This is a genomic window from Patulibacter ginsengiterrae (assembly GCF_056269115.1).
The window spans coordinates 1-20,245 of sequence record NZ_JBWDOG010000022.1 but is presented as its reverse complement, the minus strand read 5'-3'; the positions used below and the strand labels follow the sequence as shown (position 1 = coordinate 20,245).

Below are 20,245 nucleotides of genomic sequence, written 5' to 3'. Positions count from 1 at the left end.
GCTCAGCGCTCGGCCGGCTCCTGCTCATCCGCCCAATCGAACTCGACGTCGTCGCTGGGCTCCCGCCGGCGGACCCACAGCACGACCCCGCCGACGACCAGCAGCGGCGGCAGCGCGAACGCCGCGGCGATCGGCCCGCTGAGGTGGTGGGCCAGGATCGTGATCACGAGCTCACCGGCTCGGGCTCGCGGGTCGGCGGGCCGCCGGGGCCGTCTCCGGCGGTCGGGGCCGCCTGGTCCCCGCCGTTCGCCGCAGCGCCCTCCGCGCCCGGCGCGGCGCGCCCGATCCGGTAGGCCGTGGCGCCGAGGCCGATCAGCAGCAGCAGGTTGATCAGGAGCACCGCCAGCGTCGCCGGCTTCCAGGCCCAGGCCGGGGCGTCCGCCTTGCGCTCGATCTGGGCCAGCGACTCGAGCGTGACGACGTCGCGGGTGATCTCGGTCCTCAGCGGGTAGCCGGCGAAGTCGACCGGCGGATCGGCCGGCATGTAGATCGGCACGCCGAGCACGGTGCCACGGCCGTTGATGCTGAGGATCGTCCGCCAGCGCCCGCCGAGCGGGACCCGCTCCGTCGACCGCCAGGAGCCGTCGGCCTGTCGCTCGAAGACGTTGCTGAAGGCGCCGTGGCCCTGCCAGCCCATCGCGCGGACCCAGTCGGCGTCCTTGGTCACGTCGGTGCCGTTGAAGCGGACCTGGACGTTGCCCGTCGCCTCGACCCGCCCCTTGCCGGGCGTGTCCTCGTTGCGGACGTCGGTGACGGTGATCGTCGCCGTCGCCCCCTCCGGGACCTGGTGGTCGAGCGCCCGCAGGCCGACCGCGATCAGGACCACGCCGGCGACGACGGCGATCGCGACCGGCTTGCGGCCCGGGCGCAGACGACCGGTGATCGCCTCGGCCAGCAGCGCGCCGAGCACGCCGCCGGCGATCCCGGCGACGATCGCCAGCGGGACCCCTTCGGGGAGCAGGTTGGTCGTCCACGGGAGGCGGAACGCGATCTGCGTCCAGCCGTACTCGGAGGCGAACCCGATCGTGCCCGCGAGCAGGCCCGAGACCGCGCCGAACAGGAGCGGCCGGCGCCACGCGCCACGGATCGCCAGCAGCTCGATCGCGAGCGCCTCGACGATGTAGAGCGGCTGGGCGTGGAACGACTGCCCGAAGACGAAGTGCACGATCAGGGTCAGCGGCACGAACGCGAGGAAGGCCAGGACCGCCGCCTTCAGCGCCGCGCCGGGACCGCCCCAGAGCCGGGCGACGACGAGCCCGAGCGAGGCGGCGAGCGCGATCAGGACCGGGTGCCAGACGAGCCGGAACTGCGGCACCCCGAAGTTGAACTCGTCCATCTCGAGCGTGAACCCGGAGAGCACGATCACGCCGAAGAGGACCGGCAGCGGCACGAACCGCAGCAGCACGCCGCGGGCGTGGCGCGGGTCGTGCCCGGCGGCCTGGGCGCCCTCGACCATCAGCAGCACGATCCCGAGCGCTCCGGTGATCGCGCAGGCGATCAGCATGATGTGGGTCGGGCCCCAGAGGGTCACGTCCTGGCCGAAGACCCGGTGCCAGAGGTCGTCCAGCGGGAAGGCGAGGAAGGCCATCGAGGACCCGGCGAGGATCAGCGCGGCGCTGACCGGGACCGGCCAGAGGCCCTTGACCCGGATCGCGGCGCGGCTGCTCTGCGGCCCCTCCTTCGGGGCCATCCCGACGGCGAGCACGCCGGCGACGAAGAACAGCATCAGCCCGATCAGGATCGGGTAGTGCGCGGCGGTGCCGAGCGGCCCGTCGTCACGCCCCTCGTCGATGTGGAGGGCGATGTCCCACTCGGCGCCGAACAGCGCGATCACGACCGCGACGAGCGCGAGCAGGGCCGGCAGCGAGGCCCAGCCCGGGACCTTGGTGACGCGGCCGACGAGCAGCGCGGCCTGACGGAGTCGCGGCGCGCGGCCGGCGCGGAAGGCGACGACCAGCCAGAGCGCCAGCAGCGTCGTGACCGTGGTGGCCCCGGCGACCAGGGCTATCTGCCAGATCGGGGCGCCGCTACCGGCGGCCTTTGGTGCCTCTGTGGCCAGGATCGAGAGCATCGTGAAGGTCTCCAGCGGGGAATCTGACCCGACGCGTAGACTGCGCGGACCGCTTCCTACGGGTTCGTACCTACGGTAGCGTACCTACGGTTCCGTAGGCAAGCGTCGCGGCCTGCGTGCATCTGGAGGGCGTGTCACACTGAAGACGTGCCTTCTCGGCCCAGTGCCCCCTCCCGTCGTCGCCGGCCCGCACCGCGCCTGCCGCCGGAGCAACGCCGCGAGCAGCTGCTCGACAAGACCCTCGAGCTGATCACCGACGCCCGCGCGTTCGACCAGGTCTCGATGGAGTCGGTCGCACGCGCCGCCGGCGTGACCAAGCCGGTCGTCTACGACTTCTTCGGCAACCGGGCCGAGCTGCTCGCCGCACTGGTCGAGCGCGAGGAGGAGCGGACGCTGATCGAGCTCGCCGCGGCGATCCCGAGCCCGCCGTGGCTCGACCAGGATCCCGACGACGTGCTCGTCCAGGCGATCGAGACCTTCCTCGACGCCGTCGAGAAGAACCCCCGCCGCTGGATCCTGATCCTGCACCCCGTCGAGGGCACGCCGGAGGAGATCCGCTCGAAGGTCGAGCAGATCCGCGAGGGGATCGTGCAGCTGGCGACCGACCTGCTGAAGGTCGGCCTGGTGGTCCGCGAGAGCCCGACCGACATCGATCTCGACCTGATCGCGCGGATGCTGATCGGCAACGCCGAGGAGGGCGCCCGTCTGCTCCTCCAGCGCCCCGACGAGTACCCACGGGAGCGACTGATCGCCTTCGCGCGCTGGCTGACGAGCACCGTCCCCCGCGCCGCGCCGTACCCGGTCAGCCTCAGCGCCACGCTCGAGCGACTGCCGGAGGACGATCCCGTCCGCCAGCTGATCGCCGGCCAGATGGCCCGGCTCGCGCCGGACGACGCGGCCTAGCCGGACGTCCCCGGCGGGGGAGTCGGCACTGATGCAGGTTGGCGTTCCCGGGGAACGCCAACCTGCATCAGCTCGCCGGACCCGCAGTCAGACGCCGGAGGCCGCGACCCCGCGGTCGGCGATCTGCTCGTCCGTTGCCGCAGCACCGACACCAGCAGCCGCCGCCGACGCCAGCCGACGGATCGCGTCGATCGTGCGCTCCGGGGCCTCGACCGGCGCCATGTGCCCAACCTCGGGCAGCTCGATCAGGTCCAGCAGCTGCGGCAGCCGCTCGGCCATCCGCTCGGCGTGGACCGGCGGGGTCAGGCGATCGCCACGTCCGACGAGCACGATCGTCGGCACGTCGATCGCCGCCAGGCCCTCGTAGAGGTCGAGCCGGCTGACGGTGCTGCCGGTGTTCGCGCGCACGTCGCGTGGGCAGCGCAGGACCATCTGCTCGCAGAAGGCGACGGTCGCCGGGGTCGCCGAGCCGCAGAGCGCGACGTAGCGGACCACGCGAGCGGAGATCGGCGTCGTCCGCTTCGGCAGCGGCACGCTCGCCCCGAGGAAGACCTGGCCGATCTCCTGCTGGATCCGCTGACCAACCCTCGGCGCGGGCAGGATCAGCGACGAGCTGATCAGGTCGCCGACGCCGGTGCTGAAGAGTCCCACCGCCGAGACCCGCTCGGTGACCTCGTCGGCGTGGTCCGCGGCCCAGGCGACGATCGTCATCGCCCCCAGCGAGTGCCCGATCAGGATCGCCCGCTCGCCGTCCGGGACCGTCGCCCGCAGCACCCGGTCGAGGTCGTCGGAGAACGCGTCGATCGAGTAGTCGCCGCCGCCCGACGGGGCGCTGCCCCCGTGGCCGCGGAGGTCGTAGGCGACCAGTCGCAGCTCACCGGCGAGCGCCTGCAGCTCCAGCTTCCAGAACTCGAGCGCGCAGGTCCAGCCGTGGATGAAGACCACGGTCGGCGCATCCTCGTTGCCGAGCACCCGGACGCGCAGCGCCGTGCCGTCGCCCGCGGTGACCGCGACCGGGCGGCCACCGACCTCCCGCGCGAGCGCCTCGGCGCAGGGATCGGCCGCGATCCGTCGCCGGTCACCGGCGTAGGTCGCCCCCCAGGCGGCCGCCACCGTGAGCGCCGCCGCAGCCGCTGCCGTCCTGTTCCGTCGCCGAGCCATCGCCGTAGCCTACGCAACCGTAGGCCGCGGCGCCACCCCAGGCTACGCGGGAGTAGCCGTGGCCCCGGGAGGAGGTGGGTCGTCGTCTACCGAGACCACCTCCGCATCCGGCGAGGCACGCCCGATCGAGGCCAGCGCCAGGGCACCGGGCAGGGCCGGCAGCCAGGTCGAGATCAGTCGCTGGACGAGGCTGGCCAGCACCGCCACGCCGCCGGGGACGCCGAACGCGATCAGCATCCCGAGCAGGCCGGCCTCGACCCCGAGCCCACCCGGGATCGGCAGCAGGTTCGCGGTCTGGCCGAGCAGGTAGGCCATCGTCACGTCGAGCACGTTCGGCGAGGCACCGAAGGCGTGGCAGGCCGCCCACAGGACGCCCGCGTCGGCGAGCCACCAGAGCGCTCCGCCGATGATCGCGCTGTCGCGCTCGCGGACCAGCGTGACGACGGTCGCGACCGCGTCGTCGAGCGTCCCCGGGATCACGGCGACCGCCTCCGCCACGCGGCCCTCGCGCTGGGCAGAGACCGTTGCCAGCTTGCGCAGGACGGAGCGACCGCCGGCCGCGGTCAGCAGGATCCCGGCCGCGATCGCCGCCGGGACGATCGTGATCGCCGCGTGCCCGTGCCCGCCGACGAACAGCGCCAGCCCGGTCAGCATGATCAGGAAGATGAACCAGCCGTAGACGATCGCCAGCTGGGCGGTGACGGTCGCGGCGGCGGCGCGGGCATCGAGGCCATGGCGACGCAGCGCGAAGGTCGTGGCGGCGATCCCCCCGGCCCCGGCGGTCGCGATCAGGCGGGTGGCGGCGACCCCGGCGAGCGTGATCCGCCAGCTCGTCACCCGCGGCAGCCGCAGGCCGGAGCGCGCGGCCGTCGCGTTGAAGACCCAGACGTAGCCGGCGAACGAGAAGACCTCCAGCACCACGCCGAGCAGGAGCCAGACCGGATCGCCCTTGCGGACCTTCTGCCAGGTGTCGTCGAGGAAGCCGACGTGCGGAGCCAGGAGCCGGATCGCGACGATCAGGACGACCATCCCCACGATCCCCAGGAGGATGTGCTTGAGGCCGCTGGACGCCGACGGCGTCACTTCCGCCTCGGCCTCGTCGGCCGACTCGCCGTCTTCGGCGCCGTCCGTGTCGGGCCGGTCGGCCGGCGTCGTGACCGCCGTCGGATCGTCGTCCCCGGCACCGGCGCGGTCGCTCGGCACGACCACCGTCGGGTCGGCGTCGCCGGCGGCGCGCGGGTCGTCCGAGGCCTTGGCGGCGGTCGGGCCGTGAGCCGCCGCGTCCTGGCCGCCGTGCGTCACCGCGGCCCGGTCGGCCCCCTCCTCGAGCAGGTGGTCGGCCGGGTTCGCGACGACGGTCTGCTCGTGTGCCCCCGCGGGAGCTCGGGTCCCATCGGGACGAGCACCGTCGGGACGGGCGTCGTCGGGACGGCCACCGTCGGGACGGGCGTCGTCAGGACGGCCACCGTCAGGACCGGCATCGTCGCCCCGACCGTCCGTCTGGTCGTCGCGGCGGCGCGCCGCCACGGGTCCGTCGCGTCGCGGGTCGACCGCCGTCTGGGCGTGCTCGACCGCGCCTGGACCAAACGGTTCGGGCTTCGACGCGGAGATCCGCGCATCGGTGCCCGGATCGTCCGAACCGTGGTTCGGCTCATCAGGATCGGGCGCGGGGTGCCGCCACCGCTGCACAGACGCATCCTCGCACGCCCGACATGCCGGCGTCCGGCGAGCGTGTCTCGAACGCCCTCGACGGGCCGGCCGCACGGCGCCGGTAAGGTCCGTCACCGCCTGCGGCTTCGACGGTCGCGTCACCCAACCGGAGAGCCGCGATGCTCCGTTTCATCACCACCGCCGACACCGAGATCCTCGCCACGGCCGCCGCCCTCGAGCTGCTGCCCGAGGACTTCCCGGTCGTCCGCTGCGTCAACCCCGCTCAGCACCCCGATCCGTCCGCGCTCGTCGACGAGCTGGCCGACGGGGCCCGGGTCGTGCTCGTTCGCCTGCTCGGCGGCCGCCGCGCCTGGGAGGCCGGCTTCGACCTGCTCCACGCGCGCTGCGTCCGCGACGGGATCGCCCTGGTCGCGCTCGGCGGCGAGGCCGAGCCCGACGCCGAGCTGGCCGCGCGATCGACCGTCGCGCCCGGCGTCGTCGCCGAGGCCCACGCCTACCTCCGCCACGGCGGGGTCGAGAACACCGCCCAGCTGCTGCGGTTCCTCGGCGACACGCTGCTCGTCCGCGGCGACGGGTTCGAGCCGCCGCAGGCACTCGCCGACCACAGCGCCTGGGATCCGGAGCAGGGGGACGTGACGGTCGCCGAGGCGCTGGCCGCCGCCCGCGAGCGGATCGCGAGCGACGTCGACGGGGCGGACGGGAGCGCCATCAGCGAGCGCCCGGTCGTCGGGATCGTCTTCTACCGCTCCCACCGGACCGCCGGCAACACCGGCTTCGTCGCCTCGCTGGCGGCCGCGGTCGCCGCCGAGGGGGGCGTGCCGCTGCCCGTCTGGTGCTCCTCGCTGCGGCCCGGTCCGGACGGCCGGATCGCCGCGCTCGACCGCTTCCGCGACGGCGACGGGGCGACCGCCGCCCCGATCGTCGACGCGCTGCTGACGACCGTGCTCGCCTCCGGCGGATCGACCGCGGGCGACGCCGGCAGCGGCGACCAGCGTGAGCAGGACGCGCCGGCCGACGGCGCCAACGACGCCTGGCAGGTCTGGGACGTCGCCCAGCTGGAGGCGCTCGGGGTACCCGTGATCCAGGCGGCCGTCGCGACCCAGCCGCGGGAGCGCTGGGCGGCGTCGTCCGCCGGCCTGACGCCGCTGGACGTCGCGATGCAGGTCGCGATCCCCGAGTTCGACGGCCGGATCCTCGGCGGCGTCGTCTCGTTCAAGGAGCGCGAGGAGGCCGCTCCCGCGTCCGCCGACAGGACCGACACCGGCACCGCCCGCCGTGACGTCGGCGCGCCGATCATGCGCTACGTCGCCGACGAGGACCGCGCCCGCCGCGTCGCCGGCCTCGCGGTCCGCCACGGCCGCCTGCGCCGGACCGCGGCCGCCGACCGCCGGGTCGCGATCGTGCTCTCCAGCTCGCCGACCAAGCACTCCCGGATCGGCAACGCGGTCGGGCTCGACACCCCCGCCTCCGCCGTCGTCCTGCTGCGGGCCCTGATCGCCGACGGCCAGCGGGTCGACGCGACCGCGGTCCCCGCGCTCCAGGCCGCGCTCGAGGCCGACGAGGTCTCGGCCGAGCAGGCGACCGCCGCCGGCGAGGCCCTGATCCACGCGTTGATCCAGCGTGGCGGGCACGATCCGGAGCTGCTGACCGACGACCAGCTCGAGGCCAACCCCTACCGCCTGCCGGGAGCCGAGTACGGAGCCTGGTTCCGGACCCTGCCCGAGGGCCTGCGGAGCCTGGTCGAGCGTGACCACGGCCCGGGCTTCGTCTTCGCCGACGGGCGCCAGGACGCCGGCGAGTGGGTTGCCGGGGGCCGCGCCGGGATCGTCCCGCAGTACGTCCACGAGGGGGACGTGGTCGTCGCCGGGATCGAGCTGGGCGACGTCTTCGTCGCGATCCAGCCGCCGCGCGCGACCAGCGAGGAGGACGCCGCCGCGCTCTCCCACGACGCCGAGCGCGCCGCCCCGCACCACTACTTCGCGGTCTACCGCTGGCTCGAGGCCGTCTGGCGGGCCGACGCGATGATCCACCTCGGCAAGCACGGCACGCTCGAGTGGCTGCCGGGCAAGTCGATCGGCCTCTCCGCCGACTGCCACCCCGACGTGATCCTCGGCTCGATGCCGCTGATCTACCCGTTCGTGGTCAACGACCCCGGCGAGGGCGTCCAGTCCAAGCGCCGGGTCCACGCGACGATCATCGACCACCTCGTGCCGCCGATGATGCGGGCGGAGACCTACGACGAGCTCCAGGAGCTCGAGCACCTGCTCGACGAGTACGTGCGGATCGAGGCCCTCGACCCGGAGAAGCTGCCCGGCCTGGCGCGGCGGATCTGGGAGGTCGTCGAGTCGGCCGACCTCCACCACGACCTCGGGGTCACGGAGGCACCCGAGGCCGACCACCTCGACCACCTGATCTCCGACATCGACACCTACCTCTGCTCGATCAAGGACCTCCAGGTCCGCGACGGGTTGCACGTGCTCGGCCGGGTGCCGGAGGACGAGCAGCTGCGCGGGCTCGCGGTCGCGATCATGCGGCTCGGCTCGGGCGATCTGCCCGGGCTGCGGGTGGTCGTCGGGCGGGCCTTCGGGCTCGACGAGGACGCACTGGTCGCGGCCGGCGGGGCGCGGCTGGGTCGCGGCGCTGCGGGCGACGGCGCGGGTGATGGGGGCAGCGCGGATGTGGGCAGCGACGGCGATCGGTTGAGCTCGAGTGCGTCTCGCGCACTCAACCTCACCGGGTCGGGGACCGCGTCCTCGGCGCGGCCCCTGCCGTCCGTCGACGACCCGGACCTGGCCGCGCTGGTCGAGCGCTTCCCCGGGACCGCCGCGACCGCCGGCGACGTGGTCGACCGGCTCGACGCCGCCCAGCGGGCCCTGATCGAGGCGCTCGGCGAGGCCGGCTGGCCGACCGACGCCGCCGCGATCCGGGACCTGACCACGCGCACGCTCGGCCGCGGTCACGCCGAGACCGAGCGGGTGCTCCGCTACGCCGCCGGCGAGGTCGTCCCGCGGATCCGTCGCTCGACCGAGGAGATCGACCACCTGGTCGGCGCGCTCAACGGCCGCTACGTGCCGTCGGGGCCGTCGGGCTCCCCCACGCGCGGGCGACTCGACGTGCTGCCGACCGGGCGCAACTTCTACGGGGTCGACCCGAAGGCGCTGCCGAGCGAGCTGTCGTGGGACACCGGCAAGCGGCTGGCCGACGACCTCGTCCGCCGCCACGTCGAGGAGGAGGGCCGCGCCCCCGAGCAGATCGGGATCGTGGTCTGGGGCACCGCCAACATGCGGACCCACGGCGACGACATCGCCGAGATCTTCGCCCTGCTCGGCGTCAAGCCCGTCTGGCACCGCGAGACCCGGCGCGTGACCGCGCTCGAGGTCACCCCGCTGGAGGAGCTGGGCCGGCCGCGGATCGACGTCACCGTCCGGATCTCCGGCTTCTTCCGTGACGCCTTCCCGCAGCTGATCACGCTGATCGACGACGCGGTCACGATGGTCGCCGCGCTCGACGAGCCCGACGAGCAGAACTTCGTCCGCAAGCACGTCCGCGAGGACGAGGAGCGGCTGCTGGTCGAGCTGCTCGCGCAGGACGTCACCGGCGGCGAGGCGGCGACGGGAACGGCAGACGACGGCGACGCGAACGATGGCGCGGCGGATCGTCGGTCGTCCACCCCTACGGTGGCAAACGCATCGCGGAGTGCCGACGGCAGCGACGCGGGCCCCGACGCCCTCGCCGCCCAGGCCCGCCGCCGCGCGACGACCCGGATCTTCGGCTCGAAGCCGGGCACCTACGGGGCCGGGCTGCTGGAGCTGGTCGACAACCGTTCGTGGCACGACCAGTCCGACCTCGCCGCGGTCTACGAGGCCTGGGGCGGCTACGCCTACGGCAAGGGCCTCGACGGGGCGGAGGCGCACGCCTCGATGCGCGAGCAGTTCGGGCGGATCGAGGTCGCGGTCAAGAACCTCGACACCCGCGAGCACGACATCTTCGACTCCGACGGGTACTTCCAGTACCACGGCGGGATGGTCGCGATGGTCAAGGCCGTCACCGGCCAGGAGCCGAAGGCCTGGTTCGGCGACTCCGCCGACCCGACCACGGTCGAGACCCGCACGCTCGCCGAGGAGGCCCGCCGGGTCGTCCGCTCCCGCGTCCTCAACCCGCGCTGGGTCGCCGGGATGATCCGCCACGGCTACAAGGGCGCGATGGAGCTGTCGGTGACCGTCGACTACCTGTTCGGGTACGACGCGACCGCCGGCGTGGTCGAGGACTGGATGTACGAGAAGGTCACCGAGCGCTACGTCGAGGACCCCGACGTGCACGCGTTCCTGACCAAGTCGAGCCCGTGGGCGCTGCGGCAGATCGCCGAGCGGCTGCTGGAGGCCGCCGACCGCGGGCTCTGGGAGGCCCCCAGCGAGGAGCAGCTGGAGCAGCTGCGCGACGTCCTGCTCGAGGTCGAGGGCGAGGTCGAGGAGGCCGGCCAGGCCTGAGCGGTCAGGACGCGGCGCGCCAGCGGAGGCCGTCGGGCGCGCCGGCCTGCTCGACGGCACCCTCGTCCTCGAGCAGCTCCAGCGCCGCGAGCAGCGCCGACAGCCGCGAGAGGCCGTGGGCGGCCGAGCCCCCGCCACGCCAGATCCGGAGGCCGACCTCCCAGGTCGTCGCCGGCTCGTCGGTGAGGGCGCCGCGAACCCGCTCGACCCGCCGGCCGAGCGCCCGCAGCCGCTCCTCGACCAGCAGCGGTGCGTCCTCGACCGGCCGGCCGTGCCCGGTCATCAACCGCGCCGCCGGGCTGTGACGGGTCCGCTCGAGGCCCGCCAGGTAGTCGCCCGCTGGCCGCGCCTCCGGGGCGAAGCCCGCCCCGAGCACCGGCGTCACCGGCGCCGCGTGCCAGAGGTGGTCGCCGACGAAGGCCAGGCCCTGCCGGCCGTCCTCGAAGATCGTGTCGGTCGGGCTGTGCCCGGGACGGTGCCGGACCGTCAGGCGCAGGTCTCCCGCGTCGAGCACGTCACCGTCCTCCAGCGGGTGGCCGACCTCCCCCGCGAGGACGCGGCGCATCAGCGGCTGCGAGCGGCGGGTGCCGTCCAGCAGCTCGTCCGGCGCCCCGTGGCGGGCCGCGTGCCGCTCCGCCCACTCCAGCTCGCGGACGAAGTGGGCCAGCGGGTCGGCGATCACGTCCGCGACCGCCGGCAACGCCGCGATCGTCGCCCCCGAGAGCGCGGCGATCTCCGTCGCCAGGCCGACGTGATCGAAGTGGTGGTGCGTCAGCAGGATCTGCTCGACGTCCTCGATCGCGACCCCGAGGCCGGTCAGCGCGACCTGGAGCGCGTCGAGCGTTGCCGGCAACGGGATCCCGGCGTCGACGAGCGTGGTCGGCCCGGCCCCGCGAACGAGGTGCACGTTGACCCCGTCGAGCAGGGTCGGCACCGGCAGCGCGATCCGCGTGACCCCGGGGGCGACCTCCTCGACGGTCGCGGGATCGGCGGTGGTGCTCACCGCCCCGATGATCGCAGAGGCGATCGTCCGTCTGGTCGCCCGAGACCGGCCACGAGACGTGTCGGCGAGCGGCCCGCCGGCCGCCTCCGGGTCGGCGGCGGCCGGGCCTCACCCGGGCTCGAGCCCGCCGCCCCGGGGCGGTCGCCGCGCGTTCTGGGCACGGCAACCCCCGGGTCGGGGTGCAGCGGGTGTCGGCCAACGCCGTGACGGCGACGCTGGCCGCTCACCCAGGCCTCCACTACCCGGGTCGCCCCGCATCTATCGACGTTCACGTGCCGTTCGTCACTGCCCGGGAGACGTTGCGTGGGGTCGACCGAGTCGCCACAATGATGGGCCGTGCCTGAGGCGTGGTTCAGCGCCGCTCACGCGAGCATCGACCCCCTTCCATGCCAACGACCAGAGCGTCCGTGAATTCGTCCAACGCCGACACCGCATCATCGAGCCACGAGAGCCCGCTGCAGTACATCTCGAACGCGATGGCGCAGATCTACAAGACCCAGTTCGGTCGTGGCCCGACCAAGGTCCGCACGTTCTTCGCCGGCCCCGACACCGTCGTCTGCGTGCTCGAGGACACCCAGACCCCGGCCGAGCGCAAGCTCGTCGAGCTCGGGGAGTACCAGCGACTGCGCGACGTACGGCTGTTCTTCCAGTACGCCACCGAGGACGACCTCAAGCGCCCGGTCGAGGAGGCCACCGGCCGCCGCGTGCGGGCCTTCATCAGCGGCATCGACACCAAGGCGGACGCGTCGGCGGAGATCTTCCTGCTCGACGACGTCCCCCCGGGCCCGGCCGATCCGACCGGTCCCGACCAGCTGGGCAACGGCCAGCTCTAGGAGTCCCTCGACCGGCCAACCGGCCTTGGCCTCGGCCCCGTCGCGAAGACGGACCCGGGGCCAGGGTCGGCGCGAGGCCGGCCGCGATCAGGCCGCCAGCCGGGCGACCTCTTCGGCGTCGCGCACGATCAGGTACTCGCGCATCCGCTCCAGCGCGCGGGTCAGGATCCGCGAGACCTGCATCTGCGAGACGCCGATCCGCTCGGCGATCTCCCGCTGGAGCAGGCCGTCGAAGTACCGCAGCAGGACGATCTCGCGCTCGCGCTCGTCGAGCGCCCGGCACGCGTCGAGGATCAGCTGGCGGCGTTCGACGGTCGCGAACGCGGCGTCCTCCTCACCGAGCGTCTCGAGCGTCTCACGAGTCTCGCCCGCCGGGTGGTCCAGCGACAGCGAGCGGTAGCCCTGGCCACCCTGGATCGCGTCCGCGACCCGTTCGACCGGCTCCTTCAGGCGCACCGAGATCTCAGTGATCGTCGGCGTTCGGCCACTGACCGCGGCCATCTGCTCGGCCGCGCGGTTGACCTTCACGTCCAGCTCCTGGACCGAGCGCGGCACGTGGACCATCCAGCAGTGGTCGCGGAAGTGCCGCTTGATCTCACCGGTGATCGTTGGGGCCGCGAAGGCCACGAAGCGAGTACCGGTGTCGGGATCGAAGCGGTCGATCGCCTTGACGAGGCCGACCGATCCGACCTGGACGAGGTCGTCGAACTGCTCGCCGCGACCGCTGTAGGGGCGGGCCAGCGAGCGGACGAGCGGCAGACCGCGACGCACCATCTGCTCACGTGCGTCGACGTCGTTGTGCTCGTGATACCGGCGCAGCAGGCGGAGGTCCGTCTGCTCGCGGCGAATGGGGTCTTCCAGCATGGAGGTGCCTTCCCGTGGGAATGACGTTCCGGCGCGCGTGCTGTGGACGCGGAGGCATCCTCGTGCACGGTGCACCTGCTGTTTCGCATGCCGGCTGCCGTGAGCAGAGCCCACGCGCATTCGTCTCCAGCGCTCAACCTTCGAAGGAAGAGCGTTGTCGGCGCCGCACTGCGACGACCGGCACAACCACCTCGACCCTAACAGGCCCACCCGCTCGTGTCAGGTCGTGTCGGACCGCGCCCCACCCGGTCCTGCACCGGCCCCTCGTCCCCGGGACGTGTCCCGCCGGACGCCGACGGGGACCCGCTCGCTCAGGGATCGACCTCGGAGTTGAACGGGTTCCCCGGGCCCGTGCCGGGGGGCGGATCGACCGCCCGCGGAGGCCGGCCGACGTCCTCGGCGCCGTCGGCGACTGCGTCCTCCGGCAGCACCGGGTCGGCCCCGCCGGAGCGGGTCCGGGTCCGGCGGCGAAGCGGGTGGACGACCCGCGCCGCGATCCGGTCGACGGTGTCGAGCGACCCGCCCATGATGTCGACCTGGTCCTCCAGCCGACCGACCGCCGCGTACATCTCGTCGACGGTCCCCCGTAGGTGCTGGACGTCGGGCGGGAGCAGGCCGATCTCGGCCCGCAGCCGGTCGACCGACCCGATCACGTCACGGATGTCGGTCCGCATCCCGCGCATGTCGTCGCGGACGTCGCTCAGGATCGCGATCTCCTGGCGGAGCAGCACGATCTCCGTCGGGAGCGAGCGCAGCGCCCGTTCGAGCGCGACCACCGCGTCGAGGGCAGCCTCGACGCGGGGAAGCAGCTGAAGCTGAGGGAGCTGCGGGAGGGTGGGCAAGGGAACGCGCATCCGAGAGCGGGGAGCCTGCCCCACCGTGGTCATCGCGTCAAGCGGAGCTCGACGCCTTCTCCCCCGCCGGCTCGGCGGACTTGGCGTCACCCGACGGCTTGCCGGGCTTGGGGCCGGCCTTGGCCGGGGCCGCGGGCTTCGCCTCCGCCTTCGGTGCCTTGGCCGCGGCGGCCGGCTTCGCCTCGGCCTTCGGCGCCTCCGCAGCTGGGGCTGCCGGAGCGGCCGGCCGCTTGGCCGCCGCCTGCGCGACGACGACGCGCTCGTCGCCGCCCGACGCGACGGTGCTGGCACCGAACGAGCGGCCGACGGCGCGGACCTCGGCCTCGAGCTTCGGGACCATCTTCTTGGCCTCGCGCTTGAGGCCGATGTCGGCGACCGGGCTGATGATGATCGTCCGCAGCGCCTGGAAGATCGCCAGCGAGCGGGGCACGTAGATCCGGCGCTTGCGGCGGGCGATGCCGTCGGCGAACGCCTCGGCGCAGGCCTCGACCGAGGTCGTCGAGCCGAGCGGCCCGGGCAGCTTGGCGCGGGCCTCGCGGAACGTCCCGAGGTCCTCGCTCATGTTCCGCACCATGTCGGTGTCGATCCACGACGGGTGCGCGCTGCCGACCCGGACGCCCTTGTGGGCGACCTCCAGCCGGAGCGCGTTGGCGAACTGCTCGGCCCCGGCCTTCGAGGCGCAGTAGGCGGCCATCCCCGGCATCACGGTGAAGGCGGCCAGCGAGGCGACGACGAGCACGTAGCCCTTGCGCTCGGTCACGTGCGGCAGCGCCGAGCTGACCGTCCGGATCACGCCGTTGAGGTTGACGTCGACCGTCCGCACCAGCGCGTCGGGCGGGTTGACCGCGACCGTGCCGTTGTTGGCGACCCCGGCGTTGGCGACGACGACGTCGATCCCGCCGAGCTTGGCGACGGTCCCGGCGACGGCGGCGTCGACCGCGGCCTGGTCGGTCACGTCGGCCTCGAACCAGACGTGCTCGGCGCGGGTCGGGCTGAGCGTCTGCAGCTCGGTGGCCAGGGCCGCCAGCCGCTCGGGCTCCATCCCCACCAGCGACAGCCGGGCGCCGCGGCGCGCGAACACCCGCGCGGTCTCGGCCCCGATCCCGCGTGCGGCCCCGGTGATGAGAACGACCTTGCCCGTCACTGTCTTCGACATGAGCGCCAGCCTACTGGTCAGTAGGAAGCAGTGCCACCCCATTGGCACTGGTGCTACTCGCGAGTAGGTCAAACCCTCGACGGGGACTCGCGATCGCCCGCCGAAGACCGCGGCGACCGTCCCGCGCGCACCCGGACGGAAGCCGCTCCGCGGGCGGCCGAGGACCCCCGGAGCGGCGCGGCGAATCGTTCCCGCGCCGCCCCGCGTAGGGCGTACGATCGCCGGCATGCCTCGCCCCTCCCCCGGCGACCGAGACGACCCCGCCAGACCAGGCCCGGGGCCGGAGGAGGACGACGAGCTCCACGTCTCACGGGTGATCCTGACCGCGGGGGTGGCCGCGCTCGGCGGCTTCCTGTTCGGCTTCGACAGCTCGGTGATCAACGGCGCGACGTCGGCGATCAAGGACCACTTCGAGCTCAACTCGTTCGTCCAGGGATTCGTCGTCGCGATCGCCCTGCTCGGCGCGGCGGTCGGCGCCTGGTACGCCGGCCGGATCGCCGACCGCTACGGGCGGATCCGGGTGATGGTCCTGACCTCGGGCGTCTTCATCGTCAGCTCGATCGGGTCGATGCTCGCGTTCTCCTGGATCGACCTGGCGTTCTGGCGCCTGCTCGGCGGTGCCGCGATCGGCTCGGCGTCGGTGATCGCCCCGGCCTACATCGCCGAGATCGCCCCCGCGAACCTGCGCGGCAGGCTCGGCTCGCTCCAGCAGCTGGCGATCGTCGTCGGGATCTTCGTCGCGCTGCTGTCGGACTACTTCCTGGCCCAGGCGGCCGGCGGCGAGGCGAGCAACGACCTCTGGCTCGGGCTCGAGGCGTGGCGCTGGATGTTCGCCGCGGCGACCGTCCCGGCGCTGCTCTACGGCGTGCTCGCACTGCAGATCCCCGAGTCGCCGCGCTACCTCGTCGCCCACCACCGGGAGAAGGAGGCCCGGACCGTGCTCCAGCGGTTCGTCGGCGGCGACCCCGACAGCCGGATCCGCGAGATCCTGCGCACGCTCAAGGGCGAGGGGCAGATCCGCGTGCGCGACCTGCGCGGCCCGACGTTCGGGCTGATGCCGATCGTCTGGGTCGGCATCCTGCTGTCGGTCTTCCAGCAGGCGGTCGGGATCAACGTGATCTTCTACTACTCGTCGCAGCTGTGGCAGAGCGTCGGCTTCAGCGAGTCGAGCTCGATGGTCACGAGCGTGATCACCTCGGTGGTCAACATCGTCTCGACGCTGGTCGCGATCGCGCTGGTCGACAAGGTCGGCCGCAAGCCGCTGCTGCTGGGCGGCTCGATCGGGATGTTCATCACCCTCGGCGCGCTGGCGATCCTGTTCGGGACCGCCCCGATCGTCGACGGCGAACCCTCGCTGGACGGGGCCGCCGGCGTCGCGGCGCTGATCGCGGCCAACCTCTTCGTGGTCTCGTTCGCGACCTCGTGGGGGCCGGCGGTCTGGGTCCTGCTCGGCGAGATGTTCAACAACCGGATCCGGGCGACCGCGCTGGCCGTGGCCGCCTCGGCCCAGTGGATCGCCAACTTCGCGATCACGACCACGTTCCCATCGCTCTCGTCGGTCTCGCTGGCGCTGGCCTACGGCCTCTACACCGGCTTCGCGTTCCTCTCGATCATCTTCGTCTGGAAGGCGGTCAAGGAGACCAAGGGACGCGAGCTCGAAGACATGTAGCTGCGGTTGGTCTGGGGCGGCCGTATGCCGTCGCATCTCGGCCCGCGTGGACCTCGGCAGGCCTAGCGGCCAGCTCTCGGACCCACGCGAAGCGACCTGCTCGGCCTACGACCACCTCAGACGCAACCGCACGGTGTCGGCCGGCCTACGACCACCTCAGACGCAACCGCACGGTGTCGGCCGGCCTACGACCACCTCAGACGCAACCGCGCGCCCAGATGCTCGTTAGAAGCTCGGGATCACGGACCCCTGGTACTTCTGCTCGATGAACCTCTTGACCTCGGGCGAGTGCAGGAGCTGCTCGAGCTTCACGATCCGCGGGTCGCTGCGCCGGTCCTGCTGGACCACGACCAGGTTCGCGTTCGGGTTGCCCTTCGGCGTCTCCAGCAGCAGCGCGTCCTTGGCCGGGGTCAGCTTGGCCTCGATCGCGTAGTTGCCGTTGATCACCGAGAGGTCGGTGTCGTCGAGCGTCCGCGGCAGGTTGGCCGGGGCGATCGTCTTGAACTGGAGGTCCTTCGGGTTCTCGGCGAGATCCTTCGGGGTCGCGTTGGCCGGCGCGTCCGGCTTCAGCGTGACCAGGCCCGCCTGCTGCAGCAGCCGCAGGCCACGGGCCTCGTTGGCCGGATCGTTCGACAGCGTGACCGTCGCGCCCTTCGGCGTCGCCTTCAGGTCCGAGACCTTCTTCGAGTAGATGCCGAGCGGCTCGAGATGGACCGGCCGCAGCGAGACGAGGTCGTCGTACGACGGGTTGTCCTGCTTCTGCGCCTCGAGGTACGGGACGGTCTGGAAGTAGTTGGCGTCGAGCTTGCCTTCCTCGAGCGCCACGTTCGGCTGGATGTAGTCGTCGTAGCTGACGACGTCGAGCTGCAGGCCGGCCTTGGGGGCCAGGTCCTTCTTGACGAAGTCGAGGATCTCGGCGTGCGGGACCGGGCTGGCGCCGACCTTCAGCGGCGCGTCGGCCGACGAGGCGTTGCTCGCGTCGTCGCCGGAGCTGCCGCAGGCCGTGATCCCCAGCGAGAGGGTCAGCGCGGCGCCGAGGGCCACGATCGAGCGGGGTCGCAGTACGTGCACGGGGAATGCTCCTTGGGGGATCAACGGTGCGAGATGCGGCGGACCACGAGGTCGCCGAGCAGTTGGAAGAGCTGGACGATCAGCACCAGCAGGACGACGGTGGCGATCATCACGTTGCCGTCGAAGCGGGTGTAGCCGTAATCGATCGCGAGCGCGCCGAGGCCACCACCGCCGACGGCGCCGCCCATCGCCGAGAAGCCGACGATCGCGACGAGCGTGATCGTGAGGCCGCCGACGAGGCCGGGCGCGGCCTCGCGCAGGAGCACCTTGCGGACGGTCTGGAAGCGCGACGCGCCGACGGCCCGGGCCATCTCGACCAGCTCGCGCGGGACCTCCCGCAGGGTCTGCTCGACGACGCGGGCGTAGAACGGGACCATCGCCACCACCAGCGGCACGACCACCGCCCCGGTCCCCAGCGACGAGCCGTTGACCAGCCGGGTGAAGGGGATGATCGCCGCCAGCAGGACGATGAACGGCACCGAGCGGCCGACGCCGACGATCAGGCCGAGGACGGCGCTGACCGCCCGCTGCGGGCGCAGGCCGTCGCGGCCGGTGACGTGGAGCAGGACGCCGAGGGCGACGCCGAGCACGCCGGTGATCGCGGTCGCGAGCACCACCATCTGGAGCGTCTCGCCGAGGGCGGGCTGGATCAGCGGCCAGAGCTCGCCCCAGGGCGTGCTCTCGGCGAGCGGCAGGCTCATGCGTCCTCCGTGACGATCGGGGCGGTCAGCAGCTCGGCGAGCTCCGGCGGCGGGGTGGCGTCGTCGATCCGACCGCCGATCGGCTGCGCGTGCAGCCCGCGGGGCGCCAGCCGCACCGCGAGGTCGGTGGTCGCCGCCTCGACGGCGATCGTCACGTGCCCGGCGGGCCGACCGTCGATCGCCTCGACCGCGGCCCCGACCAGCTCGACCGGCGCGCCGAGCTCGCGCTCCAGCGCCCCGATCCAGCCCGGGTCGATCGCGCGGCCGGCGTAGGTCACGCGCCAGACCCGCCGCCCGGGGCCGGCGGCGGCCGCGGGGCGGACCGGCACCAGGCCGCGGCCGAGGGCCGATCCGGGGTCGGTCACGAGGTCGACGACCGTCCCGGACTCGGCCACCCGCCCGTCGCGCAGCAGCGTCACCTGGTCGCAGATGTCGCGGACGACGTCCATCTCGTGGGTGATCAGCAGGATCGTCAGGCCGAGGTCGTCGCGCAGCCCGCGCAGCAGCGCGAGGATCGAGCCGGTCGTGTCCGGGTCGAGGCCGGAGGTCGCCTCGTCGGAGAGCAGCACGTCGGGCCGCAGCGCCAGCGCGCGAGCGATCCCGACCCGCTGACGCTGGCCGCCGGAGAGCTGGGCCGGGTAGGCGGTGGCGTGGTCGCCGAGCCCGACCCGCTCGACCAGCTCGGCGACCCGGGCCCGCCGCTGCTGCCGGCCGACCCCGGCCAGCTCCAGCGGCAACGCGACGTTGGCGCTGACGGTCCGGGCGCTGAGCAGGCTCGCCGACTGAAAGATCGTGCCGATCCGGCGACGAGCGGACTGGAGCTCGCGCTCGCCGAGCGCGGTCAGCTCCTGCCCGGCGACGGTGACCGTCCCGCTGGTCGGCCGCTCCAGCAGGTTGATGCAGCGGGCGAGCGTGCTCTTGCCCGCCCCGGACGGCCCGATCACCCCGGCGATCCGGCCGGCGTCCACGCGCAGCGACACGTCGTCGAGCACGACGGCGTCGTTGCCGTTGCGGCGGAACGTCTTGGTGAGCGCGTCGATCTGGATCACGGTTCTGACTCGTCCTCGGCGCCCCGGCCTGCGGTCGCAGGCGGTCGGGACGACGCGGAACAGACCATAATGCCCTAATTCCGACTGGAATATGGTGATTAAGCGCACACGGGCGCTATCGCTCGCTTCCAAGGGGGATTGCGGGGCTCGGGGCGACTCGTAGGGGGCGCGGGGCGGTCGACCTACCGCGGAGAGGTGCGGCGGGTCGGAGGCGGGGCCGGGGGTCGGAGGCGGGGCCGGGTCGGAGACGGGGGTCGGGGTCGGAGGCGGGGGTCGGGGTCGGAGGCGGGGCCGGGGGTCGGAGGCGAGGGTCGGAGGCGAGGGTCGGAGGCGAGGCGGGGGGCGGAGGCGGGGCCGGGGGCCGGAGGCGGACGAGGGTCGGAGGCGGGACGAGGGTCGGAGGCGGGACGAGGGTCGGAGGCGGCGGGAGTCGGAGGCGGCGGGAGTCGGAGGCGGCACGGGGCGACCGTTCCGTCTTCCGGGGTCATCTTGCGTCGGGCGTCCCACCTGGGGTCATCTTGCGTCGAATAGCGACGCGAAACGACCCCAGAAGTCCCGGGCGACGCAAGATGACCCCAGAGCCCCGCCCCGCCCCGAGCCGCCCGCTGCCGCACCCGGCACCCAGCACCCGCCGCCGCACCCGGCCCGCACCCGACCCCCGCCCCGCCCCGCCCCGCCCCGGCCCGGACCGGGCCGCCCCCGCCCCGCCCCGTCTGGGCCGCATCGGTTCCGACCGGCGGTAGTTCGGTTTG

General features: G+C 73.4%; 15 protein-coding genes. 4 read left to right on the top strand and 11 right to left on the bottom strand.

Annotated elements, in window-relative coordinates:
* Nucleotides 1-2 precede the first annotated feature (2 nt).
* Together ACVUH9_RS20215 and ACVUH9_RS20210 are read right to left on the bottom strand one after the other, a co-directional pair.
* The gene (locus tag ACVUH9_RS20215; protein WP_475760259.1) at nucleotides 3-167 is read right to left on the bottom strand and encodes a hypothetical protein; all 165 of its coding nucleotides are present in this window, start codon (nucleotides 165-167) and stop codon (nucleotides 3-5) included.
* A complete protein-coding gene (locus ACVUH9_RS20210; protein WP_475760257.1) occupies nucleotides 164-2,071 on the bottom strand; it encodes a hypothetical protein in 1,908 nt (635 codons plus the stop codon). Before ACVUH9_RS20210 ends, ACVUH9_RS20215 begins: the two co-directional genes overlap by 4 nt.
* A 147-nt stretch (nucleotides 2,072-2,218) precedes the next feature.
* Here ACVUH9_RS20210 and ACVUH9_RS20205 point away from each other — a divergent pair, with 147 nt between their 5' ends.
* Nucleotides 2,219-2,974: a TetR/AcrR family transcriptional regulator gene (locus tag ACVUH9_RS20205; RefSeq protein WP_475760255.1), complete on the top strand. Its 756-nt coding sequence runs from the start codon at nucleotides 2,219-2,221 to the stop codon at nucleotides 2,972-2,974.
* An 87-nt stretch (nucleotides 2,975-3,061) separates the two neighbouring features.
* Here the strand turns inward: ACVUH9_RS20205 and ACVUH9_RS20200 are convergent, their stop codons facing one another.
* Nucleotides 3,062-4,135, bottom strand: a complete 1,074-nt coding sequence (locus ACVUH9_RS20200; RefSeq protein ID WP_475760253.1) for an alpha/beta fold hydrolase — start codon at nucleotides 4,133-4,135, stop codon at nucleotides 3,062-3,064.
* A gap of 42 nt (nucleotides 4,136-4,177) precedes the next feature.
* Nucleotides 4,178-5,662 (bottom strand): lysylphosphatidylglycerol synthase transmembrane domain-containing protein, encoded by a 1,485-nt coding sequence (locus tag ACVUH9_RS20195; RefSeq protein ID WP_475760251.1) that lies wholly within the window; start codon nucleotides 5,660-5,662, stop codon nucleotides 4,178-4,180.
* Between the two features lie 302 nt (nucleotides 5,663-5,964).
* On the opposite strand from ACVUH9_RS20195, the gene cobN reads away from it, so the two are divergent.
* On the top strand, nucleotides 5,965-10,293 hold the full coding sequence (gene cobN, locus ACVUH9_RS20190; RefSeq protein WP_475760249.1) for a cobaltochelatase subunit CobN: 4,329 nt from the start codon (nucleotides 5,965-5,967) through the stop codon (nucleotides 10,291-10,293).
* 4 nt (nucleotides 10,294-10,297) lie between these two features.
* On the opposite strand, the gene ACVUH9_RS20185 is transcribed toward cobN, so the two are convergent.
* On the bottom strand, nucleotides 10,298-11,296 hold the full coding sequence (locus tag ACVUH9_RS20185) for an MBL fold metallo-hydrolase (RefSeq protein WP_475760247.1): 999 nt from the start codon (nucleotides 11,294-11,296) through the stop codon (nucleotides 10,298-10,300).
* A gap of 407 nt (nucleotides 11,297-11,703) precedes the next feature.
* On the opposite strand from ACVUH9_RS20185, the gene ACVUH9_RS20180 reads away from it, so the two are divergent.
* Nucleotides 11,704-12,129, top strand: a complete 426-nt coding sequence (locus ACVUH9_RS20180; RefSeq protein WP_475760245.1) for a Na-translocating system protein MpsC family protein — start codon at nucleotides 11,704-11,706, stop codon at nucleotides 12,127-12,129.
* Between the two features lie 87 nt (nucleotides 12,130-12,216).
* On the opposite strand, the gene ACVUH9_RS20175 is transcribed toward ACVUH9_RS20180, so the two are convergent.
* The 3 genes from ACVUH9_RS20175 to ACVUH9_RS20165 all read right to left on the bottom strand — a co-directional run bounded on the left by ACVUH9_RS20175 (nucleotide 12,217) and on the right by ACVUH9_RS20165 (nucleotide 15,003).
* Nucleotides 12,217-12,993: a SigB/SigF/SigG family RNA polymerase sigma factor gene (locus tag ACVUH9_RS20175; RefSeq protein WP_475760244.1), complete on the bottom strand. Its 777-nt coding sequence runs from the start codon at nucleotides 12,991-12,993 to the stop codon at nucleotides 12,217-12,219.
* 311 nt (nucleotides 12,994-13,304) lie between these two features.
* Nucleotides 13,305-13,835, bottom strand: coding sequence for a hypothetical protein (locus tag ACVUH9_RS20170; protein WP_475760242.1), 531 nt, complete (start codon nucleotides 13,833-13,835; stop codon nucleotides 13,305-13,307).
* A 49-nt stretch (nucleotides 13,836-13,884) separates the two neighbouring features.
* On the bottom strand, nucleotides 13,885-15,003 hold the full coding sequence (locus tag ACVUH9_RS20165) for an SDR family oxidoreductase (RefSeq protein ID WP_475760240.1): 1,119 nt from the start codon (nucleotides 15,001-15,003) through the stop codon (nucleotides 13,885-13,887).
* A gap of 226 nt (nucleotides 15,004-15,229) precedes the next feature.
* Here ACVUH9_RS20165 and ACVUH9_RS20160 point away from each other — a divergent pair, with 226 nt between their 5' ends.
* On the top strand, nucleotides 15,230-16,672 hold the full coding sequence (locus ACVUH9_RS20160) for a sugar porter family MFS transporter (protein WP_475760238.1): 1,443 nt from the start codon (nucleotides 15,230-15,232) through the stop codon (nucleotides 16,670-16,672).
* Between the two features lie 225 nt (nucleotides 16,673-16,897).
* On the opposite strand, the gene ACVUH9_RS20155 is transcribed toward ACVUH9_RS20160, so the two are convergent.
* From ACVUH9_RS20155 to ACVUH9_RS20145, 3 genes are read right to left on the bottom strand one after another with little or no spacing between them, the layout of a single operon-like run.
* Nucleotides 16,898-17,734 (bottom strand): MetQ/NlpA family ABC transporter substrate-binding protein, encoded by an 837-nt coding sequence (locus ACVUH9_RS20155; RefSeq protein WP_475760344.1) that lies wholly within the window; start codon nucleotides 17,732-17,734, stop codon nucleotides 16,898-16,900.
* 29 nt (nucleotides 17,735-17,763) lie between these two features.
* Nucleotides 17,764-18,444 (bottom strand): methionine ABC transporter permease, encoded by a 681-nt coding sequence (locus ACVUH9_RS20150; RefSeq protein ID WP_475760236.1) that lies wholly within the window; start codon nucleotides 18,442-18,444, stop codon nucleotides 17,764-17,766.
* Nucleotides 18,441-19,493, bottom strand: a complete 1,053-nt coding sequence (locus ACVUH9_RS20145; RefSeq protein ID WP_475760234.1) for a methionine ABC transporter ATP-binding protein — start codon at nucleotides 19,491-19,493, stop codon at nucleotides 18,441-18,443. Before ACVUH9_RS20145 ends, ACVUH9_RS20150 begins: the two co-directional genes overlap by 4 nt.
* Between the last annotated feature and the right edge of the window lie 752 nt (nucleotides 19,494-20,245).

Coding starts and splice junctions, on each gene's coding strand:
- ACVUH9_RS20210 (WP_475760257.1), bottom strand. CDS start 2,071: ATGCTCTCGATCCTGGCCACAGAGGCACCAAAGGCCGCCGGTAGCGGC.
- ACVUH9_RS20200 (WP_475760253.1), bottom strand. CDS start 4,135: ATGGCTCGGCGACGGAACAGGACGGCAGCGGCTGCGGCGGCGCTCACG.
- cobN (WP_475760249.1), top strand. CDS start 5,965: ATGCTCCGTTTCATCACCACCGCCGACACCGAGATCCTCGCCACGGCC.
- ACVUH9_RS20175 (WP_475760244.1), bottom strand. CDS start 12,993: ATGCTGGAAGACCCCATTCGCCGCGAGCAGACGGACCTCCGCCTGCTG.
- ACVUH9_RS20165 (WP_475760240.1), bottom strand. CDS start 15,003: ATGTCGAAGACAGTGACGGGCAAGGTCGTTCTCATCACCGGGGCCGCA.
- ACVUH9_RS20160 (WP_475760238.1), top strand. CDS start 15,230: ATGCCTCGCCCCTCCCCCGGCGACCGAGACGACCCCGCCAGACCAGGC.
- ACVUH9_RS20150 (WP_475760236.1), bottom strand. CDS start 18,444: ATGAGCCTGCCGCTCGCCGAGAGCACGCCCTGGGGCGAGCTCTGGCCG.